Origin of the sequence: Muricauda sp. MAR_2010_75, assembly GCF_000745185.1 — a bacterium.
Lineage (GTDB): Bacteria > Bacteroidota > Bacteroidia > Flavobacteriales > Flavobacteriaceae > Flagellimonas.
The window spans coordinates 809,216-825,495 of the sequence record NZ_JQNJ01000001.1; the positions used below are offsets into that span (position 1 = coordinate 809,216).

General features: G+C 43.2%; 12 protein-coding genes. 8 read left to right on the forward strand and 4 right to left on the reverse strand.

Annotated elements, in window-relative coordinates:
- Positions 1-75 precede the first annotated feature (75 nt).
- Positions 76-1,833, forward strand: coding sequence for an aromatic amino acid hydroxylase (locus FG28_RS03625; RefSeq protein ID WP_036380066.1), 1,758 nt, complete (start codon positions 76-78; stop codon positions 1,831-1,833).
- Here the strand turns inward: FG28_RS03625 and FG28_RS03630 are convergent.
- The 4 genes from FG28_RS03630 to alaS form a co-directional block, all read right to left on the reverse strand.
- Positions 1,801-2,427: a DUF4230 domain-containing protein gene (locus FG28_RS03630; RefSeq protein WP_036380067.1), complete on the reverse strand. Its 627-nt coding sequence runs from the start codon at positions 2,425-2,427 to the stop codon at positions 1,801-1,803. The two genes, FG28_RS03625 and FG28_RS03630, sit on opposite strands and share 33 nt — an antisense overlap.
- Positions 2,428-2,430: 3 nt before the next feature.
- On the reverse strand, positions 2,431-3,387 hold the full coding sequence (locus tag FG28_RS03635) for a GSCFA domain-containing protein (RefSeq protein ID WP_036380068.1): 957 nt from the start codon (positions 3,385-3,387) through the stop codon (positions 2,431-2,433).
- A gap of 15 nt (positions 3,388-3,402) precedes the next feature.
- Positions 3,403-3,873: a hypothetical protein gene (locus FG28_RS03640; RefSeq protein ID WP_036380071.1), complete on the reverse strand. Its 471-nt coding sequence runs from the start codon at positions 3,871-3,873 to the stop codon at positions 3,403-3,405.
- A gap of 189 nt (positions 3,874-4,062) precedes the next feature.
- Positions 4,063-6,735 carry an alanine--tRNA ligase gene (alaS, locus tag FG28_RS03645; RefSeq protein WP_036380073.1) on the reverse strand — a complete coding sequence of 891 codons (2,673 nt, stop codon included), beginning with the start codon at positions 6,733-6,735 and terminating at the stop codon, positions 4,063-4,065.
- A 123-nt stretch (positions 6,736-6,858) separates the two neighbouring features.
- On the opposite strand from alaS, the gene FG28_RS03650 reads away from it, so the two are divergent.
- The 7 genes from FG28_RS03650 (at position 6,859) to FG28_RS03680 (ending at position 16,265) form a co-directional block, all read left to right on the forward strand.
- Entirely contained in the window at positions 6,859-7,836 is a 978-nt protein-coding gene (locus FG28_RS03650) for a M23 family metallopeptidase (RefSeq protein ID WP_036380075.1), read from the forward strand.
- The gene (locus tag FG28_RS03655) at positions 7,836-8,165 is read left to right on the forward strand and encodes a MerR family transcriptional regulator (RefSeq protein WP_036380078.1); all 330 of its coding nucleotides are present in this window, start codon (positions 7,836-7,838) and stop codon (positions 8,163-8,165) included. Before FG28_RS03650 ends, FG28_RS03655 begins: the two co-directional genes overlap by 1 nt.
- A 24-nt stretch (positions 8,166-8,189) precedes the next feature.
- Positions 8,190-8,789: a LemA family protein gene (locus tag FG28_RS03660; protein ID WP_036380080.1), complete on the forward strand. Its 600-nt coding sequence runs from the start codon at positions 8,190-8,192 to the stop codon at positions 8,787-8,789.
- Positions 8,790-8,791: 2 nt separating this feature from the next.
- Positions 8,792-9,229 carry a TPM domain-containing protein gene (locus tag FG28_RS03665; RefSeq protein ID WP_036380082.1) on the forward strand — a complete coding sequence of 146 codons (438 nt, stop codon included), beginning with the start codon at positions 8,792-8,794 and terminating at the stop codon, positions 9,227-9,229.
- Positions 9,210-10,001, forward strand: a complete 792-nt coding sequence (locus FG28_RS03670; RefSeq protein WP_036380084.1) for a YgcG family protein — start codon at positions 9,210-9,212, stop codon at positions 9,999-10,001. Before FG28_RS03665 ends, FG28_RS03670 begins: the two co-directional genes overlap by 20 nt.
- 66 nt (positions 10,002-10,067) lie before the next feature.
- Entirely contained in the window at positions 10,068-10,556 is a 489-nt protein-coding gene (locus FG28_RS03675; protein ID WP_036380086.1) for a hypothetical protein, read from the forward strand.
- 150 nt (positions 10,557-10,706) lie between these two features.
- On the forward strand, positions 10,707-16,265 hold the full coding sequence (locus FG28_RS03680) for an alpha-2-macroglobulin (RefSeq protein WP_036380088.1): 5,559 nt from the start codon (positions 10,707-10,709) through the stop codon (positions 16,263-16,265).
- Positions 16,266-16,280: the final 15 nt, after the last annotated feature.

The following is a 16,280-nucleotide window of genomic DNA, read 5'->3' on the forward strand; positions in this document are numbered from 1 at the left end:
TTTTTATTTCCCATATCTTCCAGTTTACGTTTGACCCATTTCGATTTTGTATCTTTAAAAAAGGAAAATACGTTTATGAGCTACGAATCAAATCCCATATTGGACAAGTTGCCCAAGCACCTCAAACAGTTTATAAAGCCACAACATTATGAGGCGTACTCCCCCATTGACCAAGCCGTTTGGCGGTATGTGATGCGTAAAAATGTGGATTATTTGAGTCGGGTGGCGCATAGTTCGTATATGGACGGATTAAAGAAAACCGGGATTTCCATCGACCATATTCCCAATATGTACGGTATGAACCGTATTTTGAAGGAAATCGGGTGGGCCGCCGTGGCCGTGGATGGATTTATTCCGCCTTCGGCCTTTATGGAGTTCCAAGCCTATAATGTGCTGGTAATCGCTTCGGATATTCGCCAACTGGAAAACATTGAATACACCCCGGCACCGGACATCATCCACGAAGGGGCGGGCCATGCGCCCATCATTGCCAATCCAGAGTATGCGGAATATTTACGGCGATTTGGGGAAATTGGCTGCAAAGCGATTTCAAGTGCCAAGGATTATGAGCTATATCACGCCGTGCGGCATTTATCCATCATAAAAGAAGCAGCAGGAACGCCACAAGAGGAGATTGATAAGGCTGAAAAACATATTGAACACCTTCAAAAAAACATGGGCACCCCCAGTGAAATGGCCCTAATCCGAAATTTACATTGGTGGACCGTAGAATATGGGCTTATCGGTACGGTGGACAACCCAAAAATTTATGGAGCGGGCTTATTGTCCTCCATCGGGGAAAGTGCGTGGTGCATGACGGACAAGGTGAAGAAGATTCCCTATTCCATTGAAGCTGCCCATACAGAGTTTGACATTACCAAACCACAACCGCAGCTCTTCGTTACACCGGATTTTGCTTTTCTGAGTCAGGTTTTGGAAGATTTTGCCAATACCATGGCTTTACGAAAAGGCGGACTCTCCGGGGTTCAAAAACTGATTAACTCCAAGGAACTGGGCACAATTGAGCTCAGTACCGGATTGCAGATATCGGGGAATTTTGACAAGGTGATGGAACACGAAGGAAAACCCATTTACATCCAAACCAAAGGAGCAACGGCCCTCGCCTATCGAGAAAAAGAATTGGTCGGCCATAGCATTGCCCAGCACGCGGATGGTTTTGGAACGCCCATCGGTAAATTAAAAGGCATCAATATTGCCATTGAGGACATGGGTCCTAGGGATTTAAAGGCCTATAAAATTTATGAGGGAGAAGAGGTGAAGCTGGAATTTGAAGGTGGTGTTACCGTAGAAGGCACCATCATTACCGGAACCCGAAACCTTCGTGGTAAGATTATTTTGGTAACCTTCCAGGATTGCACCGTAACCTATAACGGGGAAGTGCTCTTTCAACCCGATTGGGGACTCTACAACATGGCTGTAGGACAACATGTGGTCTCGGCTTTTAATGGTCCAGCAGATTTGAATAGTTTTGACCTCATCACCCATGAGATTACTGAAACTACCATCAAACACAAGAAAAGTGAGGAACGCCAACAGCTGGAACAGTACTATTTGCAGATTCGGGAGTTCAGGGAAGGAAAAAACACCACCATTTCCCGAAACAAGGTTTTCAAAGAACTAAAAGAAAACCATCCCAATGATTGGCTATTGCCCGTGGAATTGTATGAATTGGCCAAAAAGGGCAATGATGAAGCCTTTCAACAAGAAATTTTGGACCATTTGGAGTCCATCAAACAAAATAATCCCAAGGTGGGGCATTTGATTGATGATGGCATTGAACTAATCGAGCACAGTCTTTCGAAGGTCAAGTAATTCTTCCGTGGAATCAATAGGTTCCTCACCGTAGACCAAGGTCCAACCCAAGGAATTGGTCAACACATAAATACGGGAAAGTTCACTGAGCAGTCGGTTTTCGGCATTGGATACCAGCGTGGAGGCTTCAATTTTTTTCAGCAATGATTGGTTTACATTTTTTTTGATCAGATTGTAATCCTCAGCTTTAAATGGGTTCAAATAATCCGCGGTAACATCGTAGTATTCAAAATCAGGGTTGATTTTAACCTCAGGCTCGGGAATCTGGGTAAGGGTAATGGTTTTGTTGGCCTCATCCAAATCATAGGTAATTTTGGAAAGGTCGTAGGCAATGGTGACTTCGGCATTTGCCACCACCAACGCCTTTTTATCCGCAGTGACCAAGGAACCGAACAACGCCCGCGAATCCTTGTAATTGTAGACTTCCACAAAATGACCTTCGGTCACGATAAGTTTGGAAACGTTCTTTAATTCCTGTTGAATGAGCATGGAACTTTCTTGAAGTAGTGTCTTCCGTTCACGCTCATCGGCACAGGATTTATAGATCAAAACAGAGGCCAACGCAATGATGGCTCCAACCAGTACTTTCTTCATTTTTTAAAATTTCATGAAAGGATACCTCTCTTGAAGATACGTAATTTTTGACCGGAGAGACGTTTCAAACTTTTGGTGGGCTTCGGAATCGGGGTTAAACGGTCGGTGCAAAAGCCCTTTTTGAATACTGTCAACCTCATCCATGACAGGGAAACAATCCGCATCAATCCAAACCGATTTGAACTTCTCCCAAATGTACTCCACCGCCAACTCATTGGGATGCACCAAATCCTTTCCGTAAAAACGGTAGTCTCGGAGTTCATCCATCATAATTTCGTAGGCCGGAAAGTAATAAAGACCTCTCGAACGCGCTCGAGGTGACAAAACCTTATGAAGTGCTGAAATGAGATGGGCTTTACTTTGTTGGTTTTCCACAAAACCATCCTTGAGGTGACGCACAGGTGAAACGGTGAATATCAATTGGGCATCAGGATTGACATTTCCGACCATTTTAACCACATTTTCCAAACTGACAGCTATGTTATCGATAGGCAGCAATTCTTTGGAAAATTCTTTTTGGGGAACCTTATGGCAATTGGCCACTATCTTATTTGTTGTTTTATGCCAATACACCCATGCTGTTCCCAAGGTAATGATGATATGGGTCGCATTTTGCAGCCTCAGTCGAGTCTCATGGAGTTGTTGATTTAGGTTTTGGAGCAATGCCTCTTGAGAATTGGCCCGAACCTCGGAATGGGCATCAAAGCAATACCAAATGCCATCCCTTTCAAAAACTTCGGCTTCTTTGTATTGCGAATCTTCCAATGACCGTTGCACCAGATTTTCTATAGCAAGTGGGTGAAACAAGATTCCGAAGGAGTTTTGCAGTTGCTGAAACTTAAAATAGTCCAACTTCCCTCCCATATTTTCCACAAAACAGGAACCCATCAAGAGTAAATTACTGTGGTAATCGATAGGATCATCCGCTTTTTCTAAGGGAACCGTAGTTTGAAGTTTCATGAAACGTAAGATACGTTATTTACATTCATCAATGCTTTCCAGCATATCCTGGTACTGCTCCGCAAGTTGGTCTTCCAGTTGTTTCATAAATCCAAGTGTACTGGCCAATTCTTCGATCGATTTATTTCGCAGGGCCTCTGTCGCCGTTTTCATTTGACTTTTCACTAAATCCTGAGTGTTATAAAGGGCCTGAAGGTCGTAGAGACAATCATATCCAAATTCGTTGAATATTCCAGTTGACTTAGAAACATCCCATGCGATATTGCTTAAATCCGTTATCTCAAGATTAATGAACGTACTTAAATTATAGTGATAACGCCCATTTTCCATGGCTGTGGAATCAACCTTTTCAACAAATTCAGAATATTTCTGCACAAAAGCATACATGTTTTCAGAGGTAGTTATGATGTCATCATCATCATTTCTTAAGTTGTTTAGTTCAATAAAAAATAAAGGGATTTTTTGGTTCAAGGTACTGTTCTCCACCAATTGGTCCAGATTAGCCTTGATTTCCTCCTCGATTTTTTCCAGAGCGATTTCCTTGTTCTTCTGAATGGTTTTGGAGGCATTTCAATCATTGAACCAAATAGCCAGATTGATGCCCACAAACAAAAGGAATATCTCCCCGAAGACATACTTCCAGTTGAACTCTTTTATGTTGAAGAATCTCATACGTTAGGTTGTTGCCAGAACAATCTCTTCGGCATTGGCCAAGGCAGCTGGTATGCCACTGGGATTTTTACCTCCCGCGGTGGCAAAGAAAGGTTGTCCACCCCCACCACCTTGAATGTGTTTGCCCAATTCCCGAACGATGTTTCCGGCGTTCAATCCCTTGTTGGACGCCAAGTCCTTGGAAATGTAACACGACAATATGGCTTTTCCTTCGTTTTCAGATGCCAACAACAAGAACAAATCGTCAACCTGACCTCCCATTTCAAAGGCCAAATCCTTGATGCCTCCTGCATCCAAGTCCACTTTTTTGGCCAAGAATTTTATCCCGTTGATGTCCTTCAATTCGGCAATTAACTCATTTTTTAGTCCTTTCGCCTTGTCTTTCAGCAATTGCTCCACTTGTTTTTTCAAAGCACTGTTCTCCTCCTGCAAACTCGCCACAGCTTTCACAGGATCTTGGGAGGTATTCAACAAGTCCTTGATTTCATAAAGCATTCGGTTGTTTTTAAAGAAAAACTCCTTGGCAGCTTCTGAGGTGATTGCCTCAATCCTTCGGATTCCGGCAGCTACAGCACCTTCCGAAACAATCTTAAAGTGCCAGATATCCGCCGTGTTCTTTACATGTGTTCCTCCACAGAGTTCAATGGACTGCCCAAAACGAACGGTACGGACGGTATCCCCATATTTTTCACCAAAAAGCGCCATGGCTCCTTGTTCCATCGCTTCATTGATGGGAATATTTCTATTTTCCTGCAAAGGAAGTTGCCCTTCAATCCGAGCATTGACAAAATTTTCCACTTCGCGGAGTTCCTCTACCGATAATTTGGAGAAATGGGAAAAGTCAAACCGTAAATGTTTGGCATGCACAGCAGACCCTTTTTGTTCCACATGGAATCCCAATATTTCCCGAAGGGCTTGATGCAACAAGTGCGTTGCGGTATGGTTACAAGCTGTATGGAAGCGTTGTTCTTTGTCGACGACTGCTTTTAAAAACTTATTAGGATTCTTCGGTAAACTTTTTGCAAAATGTACAATCTGATTGTTTTCCTTTTTAGTATCTATAATATAGATAACATCGCCATCTTCAGTCTCCAAATATCCTTTATCCCCTACTTGCCCTCCTCCTTCTGGATAGAAAGGGGTATGGGTAAGAACAATTTGGTATAACTCACCATCTTTTTTTGATGAAACTTTTCTATACTTTATTATCCTCGTTTTATCAAGCTCTAATTGGTCGTAACCTACAAATTCTATCTCATACCCGTCATCTGATGCTGAAATGATAGTCCAATCGTCTTTAGATACTTCCGAAGCAGCTCTGGAACGAGCTTTTTGTTGTTCCATAAGCTCCTCGAAACCTTCAATATTTACTTTAAGACCTTGTTCTTCGGCTATTAATTGAGTTAAATCTAGCGGAAAACCGCAAGTATCATAAAGATAAAAAGCCATTCCTCCAGAGACCATATCCTCATGTGTTCTATGAATCACATTAGGATTATCTTTCATCAACTTAATAGTATTTATTTGAGCTTGAAGTTCATTCATTCCAAACTCAATAGTTTTCAAAAATGAGTTTTCCTCCTCCTTGATGACATTTTCAATCAATTGATGGTGCTTAGGCAGTTCGGGAAAGGCTTTTCCCATACTTTCACTCAACACCTTTACCAATCTATAAATAAATGGTTTTTTGGTATCCAAAAACGTAAATCCATACCGAATGGCGCGGCGCAATATCCTACGGATAACGTAACCAGCACCCGTGTTGCTCGGCAATTGTCCATCAGCAATGGCAAAGGCCACAGCACGTACATGATCTGCAACTACGCGAATGGCAATATCTGCCTCTTCGGTTTTTCCATATTTATGTCCTGTGATGGTCTCAATCTCCCGAATCAAAGGGGTAAAAACATCGGTATCGTAGTTGGACTTAACTCCTTGCAACGCCATGCACAAACGCTCAAAGCCCATGCCGGTATCAATGTGTTTTTCGGGAAGGTCTTCCAATGACCCATTCGCCTTTCGGTTGTATTGGATAAAGACCAAATTCCAGATTTCCACCACAAGCGGGTCGTCTTGGTTCACCAGAGAGGCTCCGGGCACTTTGGCCTTCTCTTCCTTGGAACGAAGGTCCACATGGATTTCAGAACAGGGACCACAGGGACCTTGATCGCCCATTTCCCAAAAATTGTCCTTTTTGTTTCCCATAATGATGCGGTCCTCGGGAACAATGGCTTTCCACAAGTTGTACGCTTCTTGGTCCATATCCAGTTTATCATCCTCGCTCCCTTCAAAAACCGAAACGTAAAGATTCTCCTTGTCTATTTTGTATACCTCGGTCAACAGTTCCCACGCCCACTGGATGGCCTCCTTTTTAAAATAATCCCCAAAACTCCAGTTCCCCAACATCTCAAACATCGTGTGATGGTAGGTATCTTTCCCAACTTCTTCCAAATCGTTGTGCTTACCGCTTACCCGAAGACATTTTTGGGTATCGGTGACCCTTTTGGATTTTGGAACGGAATTACCCAAGAAAAACTCCTTAAACTGATTCATCCCAGCGTTGGTGAACATCAAAGTGGGGTCATTTTTCATTACCATTGGCGCCGATGGCACTATTTTATGGTTTTTTTCTTTAAAAAAGTTTAAAAATTGGGTTCTAACTTCTTGGGATGTCATTGAATTCCTAGGGTTTTCTTAAATTTAACACTTTAAACAAAACAATTTTTATATTTGCTTGTTTTGATAAAAAGAGCCTGCCTGTTGGCAAACAGGTGAGCAAAAATAGGATAAAATCCCTTCATGTCTAAAGTTAAGTACTATTACGACCCGGATACACTTTCCTATCGGAAAATTGAGCCGAAGAAATCCAAAAGATACCGGAATCTCTTTCTATTTCTCGTGGGTTCGGCCTTGTTTGGTTTTCTTGGTCTGATTATCCTGCTGAACACAAAATGGGTAAATACCCCCAAGGAACTTTCTTTGGAGCGCGAAGTACGAAACTATGAACTCCAATACGACATCCTGACCAGAAAAATGGAGCAGATGGAGCAGGTCTTGGCCAATATTGAGGAGCGTGACAACAATATCTATCGTTTGTACTTTGAGGCCAATCCCATTCCAGAAGAACAGCGTAGGGCCGGTTTTGGGGGAATCAACCGGTACAAATCCTTGGAAGGTTTCAACAATTCAGAAATTATTATAAACACCACTAAGCGATTGGACATCATTCAAAAACAGATGGTAATCCAATCCAAATCCTTGGATGAGATTGCCAAACTGGCGGAGGAAAAAGAAAAGCTCTTGGCTTCCATTCCGGCCATTCAACCCATAAGCAATGAAGACCTTACCCGAATGGCATCTGGTTATGGATGGCGGTCCGATCCTTTTACCAAAGCACGAAAAATGCACTGGGGCATGGATTTCACTGCTCCGAGGGGTACTCCCATTTATGCCACAGGTGATGGAAAGGTTACGCGTGCCGATAATAGATCATCAGGTTATGGAAAACACGTGCGCATAGATCATGGCTATGGCTACCTCTCGTTGTATGGCCACATGAGCAAGTATAATGTTACCGTAGGCCAAAAGGTGAAAAGAGGAGACTTGATTGGCTTTGTTGGCAGTACCGGTCGTTCTGAGGCACCACACGTGCACTACGAGGTATTTAAGGACGGGGAACGCATCAACCCCATTAACTTCTACTATGGAAGTTTAACGGCTGAAGAGTTTGACAACATGCTCAAATTGGCCAACCAAGAGAACCAATCCCTGGATTAATGCATGTAGATCTTCCCGAAAAACGGTACTATGGCATTGGCGAAGTAGCCAAGGCCTTTGGAGTGAACACTTCCCTGATTCGGTTTTGGGAAAAAGAGTTTGATGTGCTCCAACCCAAAAAAAATGCAAAGGGCAATCGAAAATTCACCCCGCAAGATATCCACAACCTACAATTGATCTATCATTTGGTAAAGGAACGGGGGTTTACGCTTGAGGGCGCCAAAATCCATCTAAAGGAAGAAAAACAAAAGACACTTTCTACCTTTGAGGTCGTTCAGAAACTCCAAAAGGTGAAAGCCGAACTATTGAAAATCAAGGAACAACTATAATCAGAAACACTAAAACCATAGAAAATGAAAAAATGGTTAATTCCCTTAATAATTGTTGTTGTCATAGTCTTTGGTCTCTACCAATGGGCCGTGGGATTCAACAACACCGCTGTACAATATGAGGCCGATGCCAAAACCGCTTGGGCCAATGTGGAAAGTACCTATCAACGAAGAAACGATCTTATTGGAAACTTGGTCAAGACCGTGCAAGGGGCAGCCGATTTTGAAAGAGGTACTCTGACCGATGTCATTGAGGCTCGAGCCAAGGCCACATCAACAACCATAGATGCCAACAACCTTACCGCTGAACAATTGGCCGAATTTCAACAGGCCCAAACCGGACTTTCTTCTGCGCTTTCCCGACTTTTGGTAACGGTGGAGCGGTATCCCGAGCTTAAGGCCAACCAGAATTTCTTGGAATTACAATCCCAATTGGAAGGTACCGAAAACCGAATCAATGTAGCTAGGGACAGGTACAATGAAAAAGTAAATATCTACGATATACACACCACAAAATTTCCCGGCAAAATATTGGCAGGGTGGTTTGGTTTTGAAGAAATGCCACGTTACCAAGCTGACCCCGGCGCAGAAAATGCCCCTGATGTAAATTTTGACTTCGATTAGACATGTCGCATGTAGAGGAATTTTTAACGGCCGATGAAGAACAAGAAATCATCGATGCCATATTGGAGGCTGAAAAAAACACCACGGGGGAAATCCGCGTGCATATCGAGGGAACCTCAAAAATTGATCATTTTAGCAGGGCCCAACAGTTGTTCCATTTTTTAAAAATGGACAATACCAAGGAAGGCAATGGCGTGTTGATCTATGTTGCCGTGGATGATAAAAAATTTGTAATCTATGGGGATAGTGGTATAGACCGCGCAGTTCCCAAAGGTTTTTGGGACACCACCAAGGATGTCATGGCCTCCCACTTTAAAAAAGGACAGTTTAAACAAGGTATTGTTGAAGGCATCTTGATGGCTGGAAAGGAACTGGAATCCCATTTTCCATGGGACCATAATGACACCAATGAGTTGACCGATGCTATATCCAAAGGCTAGCCTTTTTGTACTTGCTTTTTTATGTGTTTCCCTAAGCTGGGGGCAATTCACCATAGCTGAAAAGCCCCAAAAACAGACCAGTGTTTATGATTATGTAAACCTGCTGTCTTCTTCGCAAAGTAGGTCCCTTGAGCAAAAGTTGATTCGATATTCGGATAGCACCTCAACCCAGATTGTAATCGCCATCATCAGCTCCACAGAAGGAGAAAACATCAATTATTTGGGTGCGCAATGGGGTCAGAAATGGGGTATAGGCCAGGCAGATAAAGACAATGGGGTACTTGTTCTTTTGGCCAGGGATGATAGACGGATTGCCATCAACACGGGATATGGCACGGAAGGCACCCTTACCGATTTTATGTCCAAACGCATTATTGAATCCGTTATCATCCCAGAATTTAAGAAAGGGGATTATTATAGCGGATTGGACAAAGGCGCTGATGCCATTTTTCAAGTTTTGAATGGGGAATTTAAGGAAGACCGCACCTTTGGCAACGACCAAAGGTTTCCATTCAGAGCACTGTTTCCCTTCATCATTTTTATTGTGATCATGATTATTCTTTGGAGTCGAAAAAACAGAGGCGGTGGCAAAGGCGGTGGACGCCATGGTAGAGGTTTAGACATTTGGGACATGATCATCTTAAGCAATATGGGCCGCAGCTCCGGTTCTTCCGGTGGTTTTGGAAGTGGCGGATTCGGTGGCGGGGGTGGATTCAGCGGTGGCTTTGGCGGCGGTGGCTTTGGCGGTGGCGGCGCATCGGGGGGGTGGTGATCCCATCCTAAGATGAGAAAAGCAACTCCTGCCTTTTTTCTGCATCTTTGGGGAAAAGCTATACCTATGATCAGGAAATCTGCACTTGCCCTACTTATTTTGATTTTCTCTTCCTGCAATGATTCTGATGATAAAATAGACCCAAATTGTGCGGCTGTCCTTTGTGCATCAGGATTTAATGACATTTACCTCAACTTCGTAGGTGAGACCAGTGAAGAAAACTTATTGGACAATGAAAGCATAGATTCAACAACCATTGAGATTGTGGATGAAGAAAATGAAGAAGTGCCATTTACCCTGCAAGAAAGAACAGATTCAGGCATGTTTCTCGTTATTCCAGTTTCAATTGAAACATATGGTCAAAAGTCCTTCACCATAAATTTTGAAGGAGGAAACCCTTTTACCATTGATTTTGATACCGCTTTTCAGGCAAAGGAAGGGTGTTGTGGCCCCTACACTTTAATAGAGGACGTTGATATAAGCGCATACCCGCATGAGCTAATTGAACCTGGCCATCTTCCGCTCCATATTACCTTACATATTCCAGAGTCTTAAAAATCATAAAGATTTCCCAAGACTTAATCCATCTTTAGTGTTTATCCGTAAATCCTAAAGTACCATCCGTAAAACAAGACATTGCCCCTATCTATTTTTACCTATCTTGGTTTTGGCTAAATTTAGTATCTAATTAATTCCCTTTTTGGCATGTCAAGGCTTTTCAGAATTTCTATTGTTTTACTACTGATTTTTACTGTATCCTGTAAGAAGAAAACGGGTCAAAGCGAGACAGACAACCTGTTCAAATTCAAAGATTACATAAGTTACCATACCCATGGCAACCAAAGCATTTCCGCTATCATAAAAATTGTTCTGGCACAACAATTGACGCAATATGAAGTGAATCAAGAACTTCCCGAAGAATACCTCAAAATTTCACCAAGTATTGAGGGGACACTCATAATTGAAAATGGAAGGGAACTCACCTTTCAACCTTCGGAATACTTGAAACCCGATACGGAATATGTAGTTACCCTTTCCTTGAACAAACTCATGGAGGACATCGAGAGTGAGTTTAGAAAATACACCTTCAGTTTTAAGACCATTACGCCCAACTTTAAGATCAATTTGGGTAATCTTCAATCCTACAGTAGGGAATGGCAATATTTGACAGGCACCCTGGATGCTTCGGATATTTTGGATGCTTCTAAAATAAATGATGTACTCGAAGTACAGCAGGGAGGCAAGAAGGTAGCTGTGAAATGGGACAACACCTCTGATAATGCTCAATACTACAGTTTCAAAATAGATAGTATTTCCCGTAAAACAGATGATAGCGAGCTTACCATTAATTGGAATGGAAATGACTTGGGTATTGATAATAAAGGTTCGGAAACCTATCCCATTCCCGGACTGAATAAATTTGTGATTGTGGATGCAACGAGCACATCCGCACCCAATGCTGTTTTGACCTTAAACTTTTCTGAACCCTTGCAGCAGAATCAAAACCTGAATGGGTTGGTGACCATTGAAAATGCCGAAAGCCTTCGCTATGAAATTGATGGTAATGTGCTTAAGGTCTACCCTTCCAACCGTATTTTGGGGGAAGTTCGGGTGAATGCCTTTGAAGGCATCAAAAGTGAATATGGATTCACCCTGAGCGAAACCTTCTCAGAGCTGGTTTCCTTTGAACAGTTAAAACCCAATGTCCGATTGATTTCCAAAGGGACCATTTTACCAAATGCAGCATCCACTCCCATTTATTTTGAAACCGTGAACCTCTCCGCCGTGGAAGTTCGGGTCATTCAGGTTTACGAAAATAATATGTTGCAATACCTTCAAAATAATAATTTTGGTACGGAATATTTATCCGATTTACGACCCGTGGGGCGAAGGGTGGCCTACAAAATCATTCCACTATCTGAAACGGGGGAAGAAAATTCCAGCTACTGGAAAGCCCATGCCCTAGACCTTTCTGAGTTGATCAAAATTCATCCAGGATCACTGTACCGGGTCGAGTTCAGCTTTAAAAAAGAACATACTACCTACAATTGTGGTGATTCCGAAGCCATCGAAGAAACATCAATTGACTATGCCTCAGAAAATTCCAGTGATGAAGCATTGGAAGAACGTTATTGGGACAATGAAATCTATTATTGGCGAAACTATAACTATAATTGGAATGAGCGTGACAATCCATGCCATTCCGCTTATTACAACGACACTCGTATCGCCTATACCAATCTATTGGGTAGTGATTTGGGGCTCATCGCCAAGAAAGGGAACAACCGATCCTATCATTTTGCGGCCACCAACCTATTGACAACCAAACCTGAGGCCAACACCAATATCAAACTATATAATTACCAACAACAATTATTGGGAGAGGTAACCACAGACGCCTCCGGTTTTGCCGTCTATGATGGAGAAAAAACCGTTGCTTTTGCTGCGGCCCAAAAGGAAAATAATTTTGCCTATGCCAAATTAATGGATGGCAATGCCCTTTCCCTAAGCAAGTTTGATGTTTCTGGGGAAGAACTGCAAAGTGGACTTCAAGGCTTTATCTATACCGAAAGAGGTGTTCACCGACCTGGTGATGTGGCCCACCTGACTTTTGTTTTGGACGATTCTGCAAATCCACTTCCGCAAGGACATCCCGTAACGTTGGAGGTAACCGATGCCCGTGGCAAATTGGTACAACGCAATGTACTTACGGAGGGAACCCTGCCCGTAGCTGATGGTTTGTATGCCAAAAAAGAGGAAAAATTCTATTATTTCCCAGTTCCCACCCAATCCAATTCCCCAACCGGAACGTGGAATGCCAAAATTGTGGTAGGCGGTGCCCAATTCAATAAAAGTTTAAAAATCGCAACCGTAAAACCCAATCGCTTAAAAGTCGACTTTTCGTTTGATGATGACGTATTGACCGCTAATTCCAACAATCGAGGGAAAGCTACAGTACAATGGTTGCATGGTGCCCCGGCCCGCAATCTTAAAATCGATATCAATGCCACCCTCAAACAAATAGCAACTGCTTTTCCAAAATTCAAAGACTACGTCTTTCAAGATCCTGTGCGCAGTTTCAACGAGACTGAATTACAGTGGATTTCCTCTAAATTGGATGCCAATGGGGTTTTAAACATTAATGAAAAAATCAATATGAATGGTAATGCCCCTGGAATGCTTCAGGCTACATTTACCACCAAGGTTTTTGAAGGTGGTGGCGATTTTTCCATCGATGTATTTTCCAAAAATTTGGCTCCCTTTACTCATTTTGTCGGATTAAAATCGCCCGAAGCCAAACAATATGGTTCTTTCTTGACCGATGAAAATACTTCTTTTGATGTGGTCAGTGTGGATGCCCAAGGAAATCCATCCGGCAACCGAAAATTAAAAGTTCAGGTGTTTAAAATTGAATGGCGATGGTGGTGGAACAGGGGTTACGACAATCTCTCCCGATACGAAAATGCCACCGTGCACCGCCCGTTCAAGGAAATGAGCATTACTACGGGAGCCGATGGTAAAGCTAATTTCAATATTAATGTCCCCGATGAGGAAGGGGGACGATTCTTAATCCGGGTAATGGATGAAGTTTCTGGTCACGCTACGGGTCGTACTGCCTATTTTTATCGAAACTGGTGGAGGAGACCAGCCTCCAACGATGCTGAAAGCTCCAAAATACTGATTTTCTCAGCCGATAAGGAAAAGTATAAGTTGGGTGAAGAAGCTATTGTCACCTTTCCTTCAGACCGAGGCGGTCGTGCACTAATCAGTATAGAAAATGGAACCGAAGTATTGTCCCAACAATGGATTGAGACTTCAGCTAAAGAGACAAAGGCCACTATTCCCATTACAGCTCAGATGGCACCAAATGCCTACATTAATATTTCATTGTTGCAACCGCATGGACAAGTGGCCAACGATTTACCCATTCGATTGTATGGTGTGGTTCCCCTTTTGGTTGAAGACCCTGCCACTTTCTTGGAACCCCAACTTTCTATGCCAACCGTACTGGAGCCTGAAAAATCGTTTAAGGTCACCGTTTCTGAAGCCCATAAAAAACCAATGACCTATTCCTTGGCCGTGGTGGATGAAGGATTATTGGATTTGACCCGTTTCCAAACTCCAGATATTCACAGCTCCTTTTATGCGCGGCAAGCACTCGGGGTAAAGACCTTCGATATTTTTGATGACGTCATGGGCGCCTATTCCATCAGTGTGGACAATATTTACGCGATTGGTGGCGGTGGTATCGGTGCTGGTGCCAAAAACCGAAAAGCACAACGGTTTAAGCCGGTGGTCACCTATTTAGGTCCATTCACGTTGAAACCCGGTGAAAAAGTATCACATACCATAAACATGCCCAATTATGTGGGCTCGGTTCGTACCATGGTAGTGGCCGGTAACCAGAACAGTGCCTACGGCAATACCGAAAAGACCACTCCGGTGCGGAAACCCTTAATGGTACTGACTTCCATTCCAAGAAAACTTTCGCCTGGGGAAACCGTGACCATTCCCGTGACGGTTTTTGCCATGGAGCCCAAAGTGAAAAACGTGAAGGTTTCCATAAATGCGGGCAAGGCTTTGGAGCCTCTTGGTGAAACCTCCAGAAACATAACGTTCAATGCGGTGGGGGAACAAATTGTAAATTTTGAATTTAAGGTCAATCCGGCTGCTTCATTTCAAACCATAAAAGTGACCGCGTCAGGAGCTGGTGAAAGTGCCAGTAGTGAAACCGAAATTGATGTGGAAAACCCCAACCCAATCACCACAAGAAGCGAATTGTACACCATTGAGGCCAACGGCTCCCAAACCATTCCCTTTGAAACTTTTGGAACTTCTGGCACCAATGAAGCCTTTATTGAATTTTCTACCCTTCCGCCTATGGATTTTTCCAAGCGATTGGATTATTTGTTGCGTTATCCTCACGGATGTGTGGAACAGACTACTTCCGCAGCATTTCCGCAGTTGTTTTTGGGAGATGTGCTCGACATCACCTTTGAACGGAAAAAGAAAATCGAGGAGAATGTAAAAGCCGCCATCCGTAGACTGGGTGATTTTCAAACCCCAAGTGGTGGATTGAGCTATTGGCCCGGCTATGGCGGTGCCGATGATTGGGGAACCTCCTATGCCGGTCATTTTATGTTGGAAGCCAAACAGCAAGGATATCAACTGCCATTGACTTTCTTGAGCAACTGGCTGCAATACCAGAAAAATGCCGCACGACAATGGAGCAATGCCGCTACCAGTTACAACAATGATATTGCGCAGGCCTATCGTTTGTATACTTTGGCCTTGGCACAACAACCCGAGTTGGCGGCCATGAACCGACTTCGGGAATCCAAAAACTTAAGCAATGAGGCCAAATGGCGATTGGCCGCGGCCTACGCCTTGGTCGGTAAAAAAGAAGTGGCCCATGCGATTGCGCAAAAAGCAAACATCAATTTTACGCCCAACAATTACGATTATAGAACTTATGGTTCCGTATTCCGAAACAGGGCCATGGCGTTAGAAACCATGATCATTCTTGGTGATGCTCAACAACGGGAACTGGCCATTTCATTGGCTAAAAACCTATCTTCCCAGAGTTGGTACAGCACCCAAGAAACTGCTTTTGCCCTCCTGTCCATGGCAAAAATGGTGCAGAAAAATGGGGGTAAATCCATCGATTTGACCTTTACCAACAATGGCAAGGAAGTCTCGGTAAAAACGGATAGAGCCATTGCGCAACGAAGCATTACTATTTCATCTTTTAAAGAGGAGATTCAGGTGAGCAATAAGCAAGGCAATACCATTTATGCCACCTTAACGCAGACTGGGAAATTACCCGTGGGTGAGGAATTGGCCCAACAGCAAAACTTGAACCTCTCCGTGGCCTATTTAGATGCCATTGGAAATTCCATCAATATAAATGAATTACGACAAGGAACCGAGATGCAAGCGCAGATCACGGTCTTTAACAGTTCCAATGATTATGTGGATAACTTGGCTTTGACCCATATTGTTCCCAGTGGATGGGAGATTGTGGATACTTCGTATACAGATGGCGATAATCCCAATGCGTCCAAGGCCGATTATGTAGATACTCGGGATGACCGTACCCATCTGTATTTTGACCTTGGTGCGAGAAAATCCAAGACCTTCACCATTAAGTTGAATGCCTCCTTCTTGGGCGATTACTATTTGCCCGGAGCACAGGTTGAAGCCATGTATGACAACAACTATCAAGCGCGGAACAAAGGAAATTGGATTAAAGTAGTACAGTGATGTGATAGGGTGTGA